At 67.1% G+C, this 14,564-nt stretch carries 15 protein-coding genes and 1 tRNA gene; 4 read left to right on the top strand and 12 right to left on the bottom strand.

Annotated elements, in window-relative coordinates; all coding sequences use genetic code 11:
• Positions 1–74 precede the first annotated feature (74 nt).
• From AC1DQJ_RS06605 to clpX, 3 genes are all read right to left on the bottom strand, one after another.
• Complete coding sequence (locus AC1DQJ_RS06605) at positions 75–620, bottom strand: hypothetical protein (RefSeq protein WP_477601474.1); 546 nt, start codon at positions 618–620, stop codon at positions 75–77.
• Positions 620–2,047, bottom strand: a complete 1,428-nt coding sequence (locus AC1DQJ_RS06600) for a DHA2 family efflux MFS transporter permease subunit (protein ID WP_477601472.1) — start codon at positions 2,045–2,047, stop codon at positions 620–622. Before AC1DQJ_RS06600 ends, AC1DQJ_RS06605 begins: the two co-directional genes overlap by 1 nt.
• Positions 2,048–2,118: 71 nt before the next feature.
• Positions 2,119–3,381 carry an ATP-dependent Clp protease ATP-binding subunit ClpX gene (clpX, locus tag AC1DQJ_RS06595; protein WP_477601470.1) on the bottom strand — a complete coding sequence of 421 codons (1,263 nt, stop codon included), beginning with the start codon at positions 3,379–3,381 and terminating at the stop codon, positions 2,119–2,121.
• A 332-nt stretch (positions 3,382–3,713) separates the two neighbouring features.
• On the opposite strand from clpX, the gene AC1DQJ_RS06590 reads away from it, so the two are divergent.
• Genes AC1DQJ_RS06590 through AC1DQJ_RS06580 form a run of 3 tightly spaced genes read left to right on the top strand, consistent with a single transcriptional unit; the run spans position 3,714 to position 5,051 of the window.
• Positions 3,714–4,379, top strand: coding sequence for an HAD-IB family hydrolase (locus AC1DQJ_RS06590; RefSeq protein ID WP_477601469.1), 666 nt, complete (start codon positions 3,714–3,716; stop codon positions 4,377–4,379).
• Positions 4,380–4,398: 19 nt separating this feature from the next.
• Positions 4,399–4,785, top strand: coding sequence for a hypothetical protein (locus AC1DQJ_RS06585; RefSeq protein ID WP_477601467.1), 387 nt, complete (start codon positions 4,399–4,401; stop codon positions 4,783–4,785).
• A 5-nt stretch (positions 4,786–4,790) separates the two neighbouring features.
• Positions 4,791–5,051, top strand: a complete 261-nt coding sequence (locus tag AC1DQJ_RS06580) for a hypothetical protein (RefSeq protein WP_477601465.1) — start codon at positions 4,791–4,793, stop codon at positions 5,049–5,051.
• On the opposite strand, the gene AC1DQJ_RS06575 is transcribed toward AC1DQJ_RS06580, so the two are convergent.
• From AC1DQJ_RS06575 to AC1DQJ_RS06550, 6 genes are all read right to left on the bottom strand, one after another.
• The gene (locus AC1DQJ_RS06575) at positions 5,041–5,532 is read right to left on the bottom strand and encodes a Rossmann-fold NAD(P)-binding domain-containing protein (protein WP_477601463.1); all 492 of its coding nucleotides are present in this window, start codon (positions 5,530–5,532) and stop codon (positions 5,041–5,043) included. The genes AC1DQJ_RS06580 and AC1DQJ_RS06575 overlap by 11 nt on opposite strands.
• 43 nt (positions 5,533–5,575) lie before the next feature.
• Positions 5,576–6,190: an ATP-dependent Clp protease proteolytic subunit gene (locus AC1DQJ_RS06570; protein WP_477601461.1), complete on the bottom strand. Its 615-nt coding sequence runs from the start codon at positions 6,188–6,190 to the stop codon at positions 5,576–5,578.
• A gap of 161 nt (positions 6,191–6,351) precedes the next feature.
• Positions 6,352–7,710: a trigger factor gene (tig, locus tag AC1DQJ_RS06565; RefSeq protein WP_477601665.1), complete on the bottom strand. Its 1,359-nt coding sequence runs from the start codon at positions 7,708–7,710 to the stop codon at positions 6,352–6,354.
• Between the two features lie 248 nt (positions 7,711–7,958).
• Positions 7,959–8,043 (bottom strand) — tRNA-Leu (locus tag AC1DQJ_RS06560).
• Positions 8,044–8,079: 36 nt separating this feature from the next.
• Entirely contained in the window at positions 8,080–8,697 is a 618-nt protein-coding gene (locus AC1DQJ_RS06555) for a LysE family translocator (protein ID WP_477601459.1), read from the bottom strand.
• Positions 8,698–8,950: 253 nt separating this feature from the next.
• Positions 8,951–9,949 (bottom strand): GlxA family transcriptional regulator, encoded by a 999-nt coding sequence (locus AC1DQJ_RS06550; RefSeq protein ID WP_477601457.1) that lies wholly within the window; start codon positions 9,947–9,949, stop codon positions 8,951–8,953.
• A gap of 160 nt (positions 9,950–10,109) precedes the next feature.
• Here AC1DQJ_RS06550 and AC1DQJ_RS06545 point away from each other — a divergent pair, with 160 nt between their 5' ends.
• Positions 10,110–10,808, top strand: a complete 699-nt coding sequence (locus AC1DQJ_RS06545; protein ID WP_477601456.1) for a DJ-1/PfpI family protein — start codon at positions 10,110–10,112, stop codon at positions 10,806–10,808.
• Here AC1DQJ_RS06545 and AC1DQJ_RS06540 read toward each other — a convergent pair.
• Genes AC1DQJ_RS06540 through AC1DQJ_RS06530 form a run of 3 tightly spaced genes read right to left on the bottom strand, consistent with a single transcriptional unit; the run spans position 10,805 to position 14,384 of the window.
• Entirely contained in the window at positions 10,805–12,256 is a 1,452-nt protein-coding gene (locus tag AC1DQJ_RS06540; protein ID WP_477601454.1) for an NAD(P)H-hydrate dehydratase, read from the bottom strand. The two genes, AC1DQJ_RS06545 and AC1DQJ_RS06540, sit on opposite strands and share 4 nt — an antisense overlap.
• Positions 12,257–12,274: 18 nt before the next feature.
• Positions 12,275–12,844 carry a histidine phosphatase family protein gene (locus tag AC1DQJ_RS06535; RefSeq protein WP_477601452.1) on the bottom strand — a complete coding sequence of 190 codons (570 nt, stop codon included), beginning with the start codon at positions 12,842–12,844 and terminating at the stop codon, positions 12,275–12,277.
• A 4-nt stretch (positions 12,845–12,848) separates the two neighbouring features.
• Positions 12,849–14,384, bottom strand: a complete 1,536-nt coding sequence (locus AC1DQJ_RS06530; protein WP_477601450.1) for an acetyl-CoA acetyltransferase — start codon at positions 14,382–14,384, stop codon at positions 12,849–12,851.
• Between the last annotated feature and the right edge of the window lie 180 nt (positions 14,385–14,564).

The following is a 14,564-nucleotide window of genomic DNA, read 5'->3' as shown; positions in this document are numbered from 1 at the left end:
GGTAGCGCGAAGAACTTGCAGACGCCGGCCGCCCGCGAGGCCTCAGTTTTCAACATTTCATCCAGAGCCTCTGCCTAGTCGTACCGCGGCGCGTACATGAACGTGCCGCAGAGCTCGGTCTCGGCGGAGGCGGCGCTGGGCGGCGCCGCGCCGCTGAACGCGACGATGACGTAGGCGGGCTGCCCGCTCCCATCGACCCCATTGTGGGTGACCAGATAGGTGGTTGGCGTCTTGCCGCAAAATCCGCCGTTCGGCGCCTTGGCCGGATCCTCGGCGACGACCTTGAACACTGTCAGCTCGGCCGCGTCCGACACGTTGATCAGGCTGGCGAAGCTGGCCTTGGTCGAAGCGTACGGCTCGCTCCCCTTCTGCATCGAGACGCCTGTAACGGCGTAGCTCTGCCCCTGAGCGAACTTCAGGGTTCCGTCCGCTGCGGTGAAGTCGCCGGTGACGCCCATGGCGGTGGTCGAAATGGGGTCGAACTCGCCGCTGGGCGCAGCGATCGGCGCTGGAGCGCGCGGGGCAGACTGTGACGCCGCGGGCGCGGCCGCCGCAGGCGGCTTGCGATCGCAGGCGGCCAGCGCCAAGGCGCTGGCGGCGAGAACGAGCAGGACCCGCATCACTTCATTTCCCCAGAGCTGCGCCGCGGCATGGTCAGCGCTCCGATCAGCCCCGCGGCGATGGCCAGGGCCGCGGCGGCGACCATCGCCCATCGGTAGCCCTCTGTCATAACCTCCGGCGCGCCGGGGGCGATGACGAAGCCGGCCAAGGCCACAGCCATCAGGCCGCCGATCCGCGCGGTGGCGTTGTTCACGCCTGCGGCCGCGCCCTCGTACTCGCGGGGCGCCGCGCCCAGCACGGCGTCGGTCAATGGAGCCACCGTCACGCCCATGCCGAACGCCAGCAGGACGAGGCCGGGAAACACCCCCAGCCAGTAGCCGCCATGCTGCGCGCTCCAGGCCAGGCTGGCGAACCCGGCGGCCACCAGCCAGGGGCCAAGCGTTAGCATCGCCCTGACCCCAATCCGGTGCGCCAATGCTCCCGTCAGCGGCGACAGCACCGCCAGCCCGCCCGATAGCGGCAGCAGCGCTGCGCCCGCCGCCGTCGCCGCATAGCCATGCACGTTGATCAGCTGGAAAGGCAGCAGGAACAGCGCGCCGCCGAACGCGGCGTAGAGCAGGAAGGTCAGCAGGTTGGCGCCGCTGAACGCCTTTGACTTGAACAGCCCCAACGGCGCCATCGGACTTTCCGCCCGACGCTCGACCAGCAGGAAGGCGATCAACAGCGCGGCGCCGACGGCGAGAACACTCCAAAGGAGCGGGCCTGCGCCCCGACCGGAGGCCTCGGTCAGGCTCCAGGTCAGCGCGGTCAGGCCAAGCGTGACGCAGGCCGCGCCCGCCCAGTCGACAGGACCGGCCGTGGCCAGCCGGCTCTCACGCGCGCCCGACAGGATGAAGGTGATGGCCAGGGCGGCCAGCGGCAGATTGATCAAGAAAACCGCCCGCCAGGAGACGGTGTCGGTCAGCCAGCCGCCCAGCACCGGGCCGACGGCGCTCATCAGACCGCTTACGCCGGCCCAGATGCCGACCGCCCTGCCCCTGCCCTTCTCGTCGAAGGACGCGCCCAGCAGCGCCAGACTGGCCGGAACCAGCAGCGCAGCCCCGACCCCTTGGAGCGCCCGGGCCATGATCAGCAGCAAGAGGTTCGGCGCAGCGCCGCAGAGGGCCGAGGCGGCGGAGAACAGCACCACGCCGACCACGAACACTCGCCGGCGGCCGTAGCGGTCCGCCGCCGCGCCACCCGCCAGCACCAAGGCGCCAAGCAGAAGCGCGTAGGCGTTCATCACCCACTGCGCCGAGGCGGCGTCGCCGCCCAGTTCGCGCTGGATTACGGGCAGGGTCAGGTTCACCGCCGAGCCGTCGATGAAGGCGAGGCTCGAACCCAGCACGGTCCCGGCCAGGACCAGCGGACCGCGGGCGCTGTCGTCGCAATGACCGGTGGCGGCGATTACGCCGCGGTCGCAGGGCGAGGTGAGCGCCTGGCTCACACTCAACCCCAAACGAAAAGGGCCCCGCGGCGCAGGTCCGCGGGGCCCTTGATCATTCAGTACGACCCGGCTTACGCCGCGCCACCCTTGTCGCGGCGCTCGGCGTAGATGACCAGGGGCTGGGCGCGGCCCTCGACCACCTCGGCGTTGACCACCACCTCTTCGACGCCGTCATAGGTCGGCAGCTCGTACATGGTGTCGAGCAGGATGCCTTCGAGGATCGAGCGCAGGCCGCGCGCGCCGGTCTTGCGGATGATGGCCTTGCGGGCCACCGCCATCAGGGCGTCGTCGGTGAAGGTCAGGCCGACGTTCTCCATGTCGAACAGGCGCTGATACTGCTTCACGAAAGCGTTCTTCGGCTCGGTGAGGATCTTCACCAGCGCCGGCTCGTCCAGGTCGTCCAGGGTCGCGATGACCGGCAGACGGCCGACGAATTCCGGAATCAGGCCGAAGCGCAGCAGGTCGTCAGGCTCCACCTGACGGAAGATCTCGCCGGTGCGGCGATCGTCCGGGTCAGACACCTTGGCGCCGAAGCCGATCGAGGTGCCTTGGCCGCGGGCCGAGATGATCTTCTCCAGGCCGGCGAAGGCGCCGCCGCAGATGAAGAGGATGTTGGTGGTGTCGACCTGCAGGAACTCCTGCTGCGGATGCTTGCGCCCGCCTTGCGGCGGCACCGAGGCGACGGTGCCTTCCATGATCTTCAGCAGCGCCTGCTGCACACCCTCGCCCGACACGTCGCGGGTGATCGAAGGGTTGTCCGACTTGCGGCTGATCTTGTCCACTTCGTCGATGTAGACAATGCCGCGCTGGGCCCGCTCGACATTGTAGTCGGCCGACTGCAGCAGCTTCAGAATGATGTTTTCGACGTCCTCGCCGACGTAGCCGGCTTCGGTCAGGGTCGTGGCGTCGGCCACGGTGAACGGCACGTCGATGATTCGCGCGAGCGTCTGGGCCAGCAGCGTCTTGCCGGTGCCGGTCGGACCGATCAGCAGGATGTTGGCCTTGCCCAGCTCAACGTCGTTGTTCTTCGTCGCGTGGTTCAGGCGCTTGTAGTGATTGTGAACCGCAACCGAGAGGACCTTCTTGGCGTGGTCCTGGCCGATCACATAGTCGTCGAGAACTTCCCGGATTTCCTTCGGGGTCGGCACGCCATCCTTTGATTTAACAAAGGAAATCTTGTGTTCTTCCCGAATGATGTCCATGCACAGCTCGACGCATTCATCGCAGATGAACACCGTCGGGCCCGCGATAAGCTTGCGGACCTCGTGCTGGCTCTTGCCGCAGAAAGAGCAATACAGAGTGCTCTTGGAGTCCCCGCTCGCGGCCTTGGTCATGGTCGTTTCTCACTCTCTCGGCGGCGTCCACCGAAGTTTTCGCCGTCGCTCGGCCCGGCGGCGTCCCTGACGCCATCAGTGCAGGATACGTGCCCGGGGTTGTCTAATCCTTGACATTCCCCGATCCGGGCCACGATCACAAGCCTCCGAGACGCTTCAGTGACATTTGGCGGCGGGGCGCCTGATGGCAGGCATGTCCGAATCCCTAGATGGGATTGTGTCGAAAAGGCGCAAGAGAGCCGCACACTACGCCGCACCTCAAGTGCTCGCGCCGCCCTGTAGCGGCTCAGCCTGAGTTGACCCGCATGCGGTTGCGGCGCGTTGGGGGACGTATGGCTAGACGACAACTGCTGCGCATCGGCGGATCGCAGACGGAAACGCTGGACGAAGGCGTTGAGGACGCCGGCGTGGTGGCTTTCGACTTCGACGGCACCCTGACGACGCACGACAGCTATACGGCCTTCCTGAAGTGGCGCGCCGGCCCGGCGCGGTACAATCTCGGCATGGCCCGGCTGATCCCGAGCGCGATTTCATATTTGGGACATCGCAATCGCGGCCGGATCAAGGCGGCGGCCACTCGCGAGTTCCTGTCCGGCGTGTCGCGCGAGCGCCTGGAGGCCGACGCCAAGGCCTTCGCCGAGCTGATGGCCCCTCGACTGCTGCGCCCCGACGCGTTGCGCACCTGGCGGCGCTGGACCCAGCGCCGGGCCAAGATGGTGATCGTCACCGCCTCGCCGGAGATCGTGGTCGCCCCCTTCGCCCGCGGCCTTGGCGCCGACCTGCTCCTGGGGACGGAACTGGCGTTCGATGAGCGGGACCGGGTGATCGGGTCGTTCGTCGGCTCCAACTGCCGGGGGGCCGAAAAAGTACGGCGGCTGGAGGAAGTCTTCGGCCCGGGCCTGCGACTGCGGGCGGCCTATGGCGACACCAGCGGCGACCATGAGATGCTGGCCATCGCCGACGAGCCTGGATACCGCGTGTTCCAGGAAAAGCCCTGATCCCTGCTGGAGGTCGTTGATGCGGTTTCGCGTCCAGAAGCTGATCCGCGATCGCCTGCCGGCCATGATGCGGGCCCAAGGCCTAGCGGTGTTCGACCGTCGGCTGGACGATGCGGAGTACCTGGCCGCGCTTCGCGAGAAGTTGGTCGAGGAGGCCTTGGAGGTCCGTGACGCCAATGACGGCGATCTGCTCGGTGAACTGGCCGACGTGCTGGAAGTGCTCCGCGCCCTGGCCGAGGCGCACGGCTCCAGCCTAGATCTGGTCGAACAGCGTCGCCTGGCCAAGCGGGACGAGCGCGGCGGCTTCGACGAAAGGGTGTTCAACGCTGCAGTGGAGGCTGAAGACGGCCTGCCGGCGGCGGACTACTATCTGGCCAGACCAGGGCAATATCCCCGCGAAGACTGAGCGCCATGAAGCACGCAGGCCAGGACGCCCTCGACCAGCTTGAGCCACTGCTGGCGGAGTTGCGCGCCCACCCGGGCATGGTCGAGAAGAAGCGCGGCGTCTTCTATCGCAAGTCCAAGGCCTTCCTGCATTTCCACGAGGACCCCAAGGGCCTGTTCGCCGATATCCGCACAGCCGATGGCGGCGACTTCGAGCGCTTTGACGTCAGCGGCGCAGAGGGCCGGGCGGCGCTTCTGGCGCTGACCGGCGAGCGGCTCAGGGCCTAGCGGCCCAGGGCTCCACCTGGCCGACGATGGTGAGCGGCCGATCCACGGTGATCGCCTCCAGCGTTCCAGCGCTGATCTCGGCGTTGGTCAGCCAGCGCGAACCGCCGTCGTCCTGCACGAACCCCAGGACGACCTGGCGCAGCCGGCAGTCGGGCAGGCCTTCAGCGACCTCCGCCGCCCGCTGCAGGCGGTCCGGATGGGCCGGATCGGCGGTCGCGCTGCCGAGCACCTGGAACATGCGCCCCCTCACCTGCTCGGCCAGCAGCCGCGGCGCGGGGATCTTCAGGGTGTGGAACCAGGCGACGGCCAGATCGATCTGCCCGTTGCGGTGTACCGCGGCCATCAAGGCGCGGCGGAAGGCCGCCTCGTCGTGGTAGTCGCAGTCGAAACCGCGATCCCCGGCGACCCGCGAGGCACGCCGCGACAAAAGCGAAAAGCGCCCGCCGTCTCCGGCGAGCGCCTCCACAAGTCCACTGAGCATTCCGGTCCCGCCTACGACGAGGAAGTGGCCCGGCATGACCGGTCTAGTCGTCGGCGCGGCGCTCGATCACGTGATCGACCAAGCCCCACTCCTTGGCCTCTTCCGGGGTCATGAAGGTGTCGCGGTCGAGCTTTTCCTCGACCTCTTCATAGGTGCGGCCGGTGTGCTTGGCGTAGATCTCGTTCAGCCGGCGCTTGGTCTTGATGATGTCCTCGGCGTGACGCTCGATGTCCGAGGCCTTGCCCGAGTAACCGCCCGAGGGCTGGTGAACCATGATGCGGCTGTTGGGAAGGGCGATGCGCTGATCCTTTTCGCCCGCCATCAGCAGGAACGAGCCCATCGACGCGGCCATGCCCATGCAGAGGGTCACGACCGGCGAGCGGATGTACTGCATGGTGTCGTAGATCGCGAGGCCGGACGTCACCACTCCGCCGGGGGAGTTGATGTACATCTGGATCTCTTTCTTCGGGTTCTCGGCCTCGAGGTAGAGCAGCTGGGCGCAGATCAGCGCCGACATGCCGTCCTCGACCGGACCGTTCAGGAAGATCACGCGCTCTTTCAGCAGGCGGGAGAAGATGTCGAAGGCGCGCTCGCCGCGGCTCGTCTGCTCCACCACCATCGGCACGAGGTTCAGGGCGGTGATCTGCGGGTCACGCATAAAAGTAAGCCTCTCTGATTGGTCGACTCTGCGCACAGAGCCGCGTTCCCCTCCGATATCGCGTGGCGGAGGGGCCAGCGCAAGGTGACCGATAGTCCTAAAGAAAATCCCTCCCGTCGCCGGGAGGGATTTCAATGCGTCAGCCTTGAGGCGATCGGCGTTTAGGCGCCGTAGCCTTCCGGCATGTCGTCTTCCTTCAGAAGCTCTTCCTTGGAGACCTTCTCGTCCTTCACGGTGGCCTTTTCGACGATCAGGTCGACGACCTTGTCCTCGAAGATCGGCGCACGGAGCTGGGCCTGCATGTTGGCGTTCTGACGGAACATGTCGAAGATCTGCTGGGCTTGCTGGCCATAGCGCATGGCTTCGGCGCGCATGGCGTCCAGCAGCTCCTGCTCGGTGACCTGGACGTTGTTGGCGCGGCCGATCTCGGCCAGCACCAGACCCAGGCGCACGCGGCGCTCGGCGATCTTGCGGTACTCGGTTTCGAGCTGGTCGTCCGACTTCTCGGCGTCTTCCGGCGGCAGGCCGCCCCGTTCCTTGTCCTGCTGGACCTGTTGCCAGATCGCAGCGAACTCGGCGGCGACCATCTTCGGCGGCAGCAGGAAGTCATGCTTCTCGTCGAGCACGTCCAGCAGCGCGCGCTTCAGTTTGAAGCGCGAGGCGCCGGCGTATTGCGACTCCAGGTTCGACTTCAGCAGTTCCTTGAGCTTTTCGAGGCTCTCGATGCCCAGGCGTTCGGCCATGGCGTCATCGGCCTTGGACTCCACCGGCGCGCGGACTTCCTTCACGGTGGTGGTGAATTCGGCGTCCTTGCCGGCCAGGTTGGCGGCTTGGTAGTCGGCCGGGAAGGCCACCTTCACGATCACTTCATCGCCCGGCTTGGCGCCGACCAGCTGGTCTTCGAAGCCCGGGATGAATTGGCCCGAACCCAGCACCAGTTCCGAATCCTCGGCCGTGCCGCCCTGGAAGGCTTCACCGTCGATGCGGCCGACGAAGTCGATCAGCAGCTGATCGCCATCCTTGGCCTTCAGCGACTTGCCGGTGCGCGGCTCGTAGGTGCGGTTCTGCTTGGCCAGCTCGTCGACGGCCTCGTCGACTTCCGTCTCGCTCGGCTCGTAGATCGGGCGGGTCAGCGAAATCTTGGTCAGGTCGGTCGGCTCGAATTCCGGCATCAGCTCGACGGCCATTTCGTAGGCCAGGTCGGCCTTGCCTTCGATCACGTCGGCGATGTCGCCTTCCGGCTTCAGGTCCGGCTCGCCGGCGGGGCGCAGCTTGTTGTCTTCCAGGACCTTCTGGGCGGTCTCGGAAATGGCCTGTTCGACCACTTCGGCCATCAGGGCCTTGCCATGCAGACGGCGGACGTGGGCGGCCGGAACCTTGCCCGGGCGGAAGCCCTTGATGTTCAGCTGCGGCGTGATTTCCACGATCCGCGCTTCGAGGCGCTCGTTCAGGTCCGCGACCGGGACGGTCACGCCATAGACGCGGCTCAGGCCTTCGCCAGACTTTTCAACGATCTGCATCGACATTCTTGAACTTCCGGAGTGCGGCGCGGGCTCGCGCCGGCAGTTCCGCCCTAGGGGTGAAAAGATATGCGCCGCCGAACCAGCGGCGGCGAGCGGGCGCTCTTATGTCATTTCGAGCGCCCTAGTCCAAGCGCAAAGGCGCGCAGTCTTGTCAACCGCGCTCTTCGCCAAGACTTCCGAGAACATCCCGCCTCGAACGACGCGACAGGACCCGTCCTGCGAAGCGCCGAAGGCGCGATACAGGATGGTGCGGGCGAGAGGACTCGAACCTCCACGCCTTGCGGCGCTGGAACCTAAATCCAGTGCGTCTACCAGTTCCGCCACGCCCGCGTTCCGCCCCTGCCATCGGCGAACCGTTGGCGCGCGTCAAGCGCCGATCAGCTCCATGGCCACCGGGACGAGTGAAAGCACCAGCAGCAGCGCCATGGCGATGTTGAAGCCGCGCAGCACAGCCGGGCGATCGAGGAAGCGCCGCAGGCCCACGCCGAAGCCGGTCCAACTCATCACGCACGGCAGGTTGATCGCGGTGAAGATCAGCGAGACCAGGAAGATGTTGAACACGTAGTTCTCGCGCGGCGCGTAGGCGGTGACCGCGCCGAGCGCCATGGCCCAGGCCTTGGGGTTCACCCACTGAAAGGCGGCCGCCTGCAGGAAGGTCTGCGGCCGCGCGCCGGCCTCCCCCAGGCCGAGTCCCTTCGACGTGCCGATCTTCCAGGCCAGCCACAGCAGATACAGTCCGCCCACCACCGCCAGGATGTCGTGCAGCGGCGGATAGGCGGCGAACAGGCCGCCCAGCCCCAGGCCCACGGCCATCACCAACAGAAAGAACCCGACCGACACGCCGAGCCCATGCGGGATGGTTGCGCGGAAGCCGAAGTTGGCGCCCGAGGCCATCAGCATCGTGTTGTTGGGGCCAGGCGTGATCGAGGAGACAAACGCGAAGAGCGTCAGCGCCGCCAGGAGTTCTGGATTGAGCGAGGTCATGGTGGGCTCCGGTGGTGGACCGGCGACGACTTAAGGAGCCTGCAACGCAAAACCCCCTCCCGTCGCCGGGAGGGGGGTTTCTGCTGTACGTCAGGTTCGAAATCGAACCCTAGACACCCCTACCCTCCCGAACACGCATGACGATCCGCCCGGTCATTACCGGACGGAGGCTAGCTGCGAGAGCTGCTGTGCGCTGGAGGCTCAAGGTCATCTTACGACGGGCGTAGCATGGCCGGCGAGGCTTGGCCATTCATCAGCACCTGGCGGTCTGCTCGGCCACGGTCGCTGCTGCCTCTCTACTGCCTTGGGCGCGATAGGCGCTTGGCGACATGCCGTAGGCCCGGATGAAGCTGCGCCTAAAGACGTCCGGGCCGGCAAAACCGACCGCGGCGGCGATGACGTCCACGCGCTGACCGGTAGCTTCCAAAAGCCGCACGGCCATTTCGAGTCTCAGCTTGGTCACGTGATCTCCAGGCGAGACCGCAAATTGCTCGGTGAACCGCCGCGAGAAGTGGCGGGGGCTGAGGTTCACGCGACGCGACATCGCCTCCACCGACAGATCCTGACTCAGGTGCCCCGGCAGCCACGCGACGAGGTCGGCGAAACGATCGCCACTGCGCATTTGAGTCTGAAGCTGCTGTGAGTACTGGGTCTGGCCGCCAGGGCGCTTGACGAAAACCACCAACTCCCGCGCCACCTCCAACGCCAGGGAGGGACCGTGATCGGCCTCAATAATGGCCATGGCCAGATCAATCCCCGCCGTGACCCCCGCCGATGTCTGGAATTTTCCGTCCCTAATGAAGATGGCCTCTGGCTGGAGCCGCACCAAGGGGAAGCGTCGGCGGAAGTCCTCAGCATAACGCCAGTGGGTGGTGGCGCTCCGGCCATCCATCAGGCCAGCGGCGGCTAGGGCGTAGAGTCCCGTGCAAACAGAAACCACACGAGGCGTGCTGGCCGCCCGATGCTGGATGAAGTTGATGACGGCCTGTGGCGGCGCGACCCGCAGGCTGCGGCCGCCCGGGACGATCAAGGTGTCAAAGGCGGGAGCCTCGTCCAAGGTGCAGTGAGGCTGAAAGAGTATGCCGGACTCCGACCTGATGGGACCAGGTTCAGCCGCGACCAACAGCACCTCGTACAGGATCCTTCCGTCCTGATCGCACGGGTTGGCGGAATGGAAGACGTCCAACGGCCCAGCGACATCCATCGCCATGACATCGTCAAATACGATCAGGCCAATTCGCCGCGGCTGCATGTGATCCCTCCGGACGCCCTATGAGGCATCCGACGTTTCGGGACTCAAGAGCGCGGGCGACCTTCGTCCGTTTTCGTCTGAATATCGGCCTATGGACGCTCCACGGCCGCGCCTATCCCCTCCTCGTCGCCACGTGGCGCGAACATTTGAGGGCTTTCCCATGCGATTGGACCGACGCGGCTACCTTCTCCTCTCGGGCGCAGCGGCGCTTGGCGGAATCACCGCAGCGGGGCTTGCGCGCTCCGTCGCCACTGCCGCGGATGTCCCCGTCGTCGCGCGGCAGGCCTCGGTGCCGGTCGCCTTCCTGATCGATGACAAGGCCAACGTGATGGACGTTGCAGGCCCTTGGGAGACGTTCCAAGACAATCCCTCGCCCGGGTTCAAGCTCTATACCGTCGCGCCCACCAAGGGCCCGATCCGGATGACGGGCGGGATGAAGATGGTCGCCGACCACGACTTCTCCGACGCCCCGCAGCCGGCGGTGCTGGTCATTGGGGCGCAGGGGTGGACGGACAAGGCCAAGATCGCCTGGATCAGGGAGGCGGCCGCCAAGGCCGACGTGGTGATGTCGGTTTGCACCGGCGCCTTCCTGCTGGCGGCGACCGGGCTGATTGACGGCCAGACGGCGGCGACCCACCACGAGTATTTCGAGCCCTTCGCAGAGAAATACCCGACTGTGCGGCTCGTGAAGGGCCGCCGCTTCGTGGACAACGGCAAGTTCGTCAGCGCGGGCGGACTGACATCGGGGATCGACGCGGCCCTGCACGTGGTCTCACGCTACTACGGCGAGGCGCAGGCTAAGGGCGTCGCCGAGTACATGGAGCATGACGGCGAGGGCTGGCGCACGGGCGTGCGCTAGAGCCCCCGCCCCTCGTACAGCCGGCGAAGGATGGTCGGCGCCAGGCCGGGCAGGTCCTCGGCGATCAGGCCCGGCCCGTGCAGTTCGGCGGCCTCGGCGTGGATCCAGGCGGCCGCGCAGGCCGCTTCGAAGCTCTCCATGCCCTGGGCGATCAGCGAGCCGATGAAGCCGGCCAGGACATCGCCGGAACCGGCCGTGGCCAGCCAGGGCGAGCCGTTGGCATTGACGCAGGCGCGGCCGTCCGGCGCGGCGATCACGGTGTCGGCGCCTTTCAGCAGCACGATGGCGTCGGCCTGCCGCGCGGCTTGCCGGGCGGCGGCGATCCGGTCGGGCGATTCCTTCAGCAGGCCGGGGAACAGGCGCTCGAACTCGCCGGGGTGCGGGGTCAGCACGTCATCGACGTCGAGCACCGAAAACAGCTCTTCTGGATCGTCGCGGAAAACGGTGATGGCGTCGGCGTCGATCACCAGCGCGGCGCCGGTGCGGGCCAGCGCCAGCACGTTGACCAGAGTGTTCTCGGTGACCCCGGCCGCGGGGCCGATGATCGCGGCGTCGACGTCGGCCGCGGCCTGCTCCAGTTCAGCCTCGGTGTCGAAGCCCTTGAGCATCACCGCTTCCAGATGGGCGGCGTTCACCGACAGGGCTTCGGAGGGTGAGAGGATGGTCACCAGGCCAGCGCCCATGCGCAGGCCGGCCCGCGCCGAGAGCCGCGCAGCGCCGGTGCTCCAAGCCTCGCCAGAGACGACCACCAAACGACCGCGGGCGTGCTTGTGCGAATTGGCGGCCGGCCAGGGGAAGTGGGCCAGCCAGGCTTCCGGGCCGTTCTCGATCAGCTTTCCATCGGCCTCGGCCAAACCGATGTCGGCAACGACCACCTCGCCGCAGAGCTCGTGGCCGGGCTGCAGCACATGGGCCGGCTTCTTGGCGTGGAAGGTAACGGTCAGGACGGCGACCACGACCGGTCCCTGCGGCGCGCCGGTGTCGCCTGGCAGGCCCGAGGGCACGTCGACCGCGACCACCAGCTCCGGATGGGCCGCTAGGCGTGTCACCACCCCGGCCGCGTCGCCGCTCAACGGCCGGGCCAGACCCGCGCCGAACATGGCGTCGACATAGAGGCGGGCGTCCATGGGAGCGCTGATCGGCGTCAGGCCGCCGTCCCAGCGGGCGGCCGCGGCCTTGGCGTCGGCGCTGGCCGGTGGCTCGAGCGCGCGGACCTCGACCGGCCAGTCGCGCTCCTTCAGCAGCCGGGCGACCACATAGCCGTCGCCGCCGTTGTTGCCAGGGCCGCAGATCACGCAAACGGGGCGGGGCGAGAAGCGCTCGACGATGGCGTCCGCCACCGCGGCCCCAGCCCGCTCCATCAGTTCGACGCCGGGCGTGCCCGCGGCGATGGCCGCGCGATCGGCGGCGGCGATCTCGGCGACCGTGAGAATCCTGCGCGCAGCCACGGCCGCTCCTTCGAAGACCTAGAGAACTCCGGTAGAGGCTTCGCGCCCCCGCTCCACCAAGGTCAAGGTCCCGCCGTCGGTTTCCAGGGTGGAGATCGAGGCGTGATCCGGACGGAAGACCAGAACGCGCTCATCGCCATCCAGATGCGACATCACCGCATTGATCGCCACATAGTGCGAAAACACCGCCGTATCGCCGCGCGAATGCAGGGCTTTCACGACGTCGCCGCGCCAGGCGTCATAGTCGAGGTCGCCCTCGACGTCCTTCCAGCGGCCTTGAAAGACGGCCCGCAGCCAGGCGGGGCGCTGCTCGGCGGTCAGCGCCTTGGGGGTCGGAATCTCGCCGACGAACGGGTCGATCTCGATTTCGACACCCAGCGCCTTGGCGGTCGGTTCGGCAGTCTCGCGGCAGCGGCGCAGCGGCGAGGACACCACTCGGGTCGGCCGTTGGCCCTCCGGCAGGCTGAGCAGATGGTCGCGGGCCGCTTCGGCCTGCGCCTGACCCGCCGCGTCGAGGCCCGGGTCCTCGTCAGCCTCGCCCCAGACGGCGGCCGGCCTGCCGTGGCGGATCAGGTAAAGTCGGGACATCAGGTCAATCCGGAATGAAGATGTTGCGCGTGCCGTCCTCGGAGCGGGTGACAATCCCCGTGCGGCCGACCGCTTCTGTAGCCTCAAGTCCAGCCAAGGTCGCCTCGTCCGTGGGGGTCTGGGCGACGAAACGGCGTCCTTCGGAGTCGCGGCCGACCACGATGCCCAACATGTAACCCTCGCGGCCGTGCACCACCGTATAGGTCTCGATAGTGGCCGCACCTTTTGGCTCTTCGATGACAGTCGGGTGCGGCAGTGCGTCGATCTGGGCCTGGATGATCTTCGGATCCTGCCGCTCGAACGGGCCGCCGAGCGGCTTGGTCGAATAGACGCCGGTCGACTGCTTGGTCAGGAACCAGCCGTTGGCGGTCACCAGCCCATAGGAGCCCGGATCGTCGCGCAGCCGCTGCATCATCACGGCGATCGAGTGCATGGCGTAGTTGTTGCCCGGCCCGCCCATATAGGGGAGCCCGCCGGTAACGGTCAGGCCGCGCGGGTCGTCTAGCGCCAGGCCCAACTCCTCCGCGCCGATCTCCACGGCGACGGGGAAGCAGGAGTAGAGGTCGATGTGGCCGATGTCGTCCAGGCTCACCCCGGCCATCTCCAGCGCCCGCTGGCCGGTGAGCCGCATGGCTGGGCTGGAATGGAAGTCCTGGCGATCCAGCGGATACCAGAGGTCCGAGGCGTCGGCGCAGCCGTGAAGATAGACCAGCTTGTCCTCCGGCACGCCCATCTCCCGCGCCGTCTTGAGGCTGGCCACCAGCACCCCGGCCGACTGGTCGACCTCCATGATGGCGTTCAGGTACTTGGTGTAGGGGAAGCCGACCATGCGGTTGCGGTCGGTGACCTCGACCAGCTCCTCGGCCGAGCGCTCAACCGGGAACCAGGCTTCGGGGTTCTTGGCCGCCACCTGGGTGAAGGGGGCGAACAGCTCGCCCAGCCGCCGCTGGTGGCCGGGGATCGAGCGGCCGTCGCGCGCGCGCAAGGCGTTCTCGAACAAGGGATAGCAGTTGATCGGCCGGCCGAGGCCATGCTTGGCCTCATAGGGCGTCACGCCGGGACGCGGATCGCCGATCCGGTCTGGCTCCGGCAGCTCTTCGACGTCGTCCCAGTCGTCGAAGCCCAAGCCTTTGGTCAGCCGCTTGGTGGCGGAGCCCAGGAATTCGCAGCCAACCACCAAAGCGAACTGGGTCTCGCCCTTGGCGATTCGCTCGCAGACGGTGTTGATCAGCTGCTGGGGGCTGTTTCCACCCATGTGCGAATAGACCGCGTGCGCCGGGGAAGCGCCGATGCGCTTGGCCAAAGTCGCGGGCGGATTGGTCGAGTGCGGCACCATCCGGCCGCCGCCGGGAGCGTCGATGGTGAAGCCCACAACGGCCAAGGTATCGATCCGGGAGAGCTTTTCCGCCCCGAGCCCGGCATCGGCCGCCGCACGTTCCGCCGCAATCTTCAGCAAACTGGTGGGAGAAGGCGAAGCACCCGGATCACCCCTGTACGTGAATTGACCCGCTCCGATCAGAACTGGCGTGCGCTCGTCCATTTTCCGTCCCTCCCAGCCCTTCTCCGACGCCGCTGAAGGCGCAGAAAAAGACCCGAACCAATCGTTTCCGGCGCTGATCGTGATTTGGGCGCCGCTTGCCTAATTTTGCATCATTCACATCATCGCATGCTCCCGCGACGGAACCGCAAGCCCAACCCTCTTGTCGCCCCTACTGCGAGC

The sequence above is a fragment of the Phenylobacterium sp. P4_E10 genome (assembly GCF_056401675.1).
The sequence above is the reverse complement of the archived record's forward strand: the minus strand, read 5'-3'. Positions and strand labels throughout refer to the sequence as shown.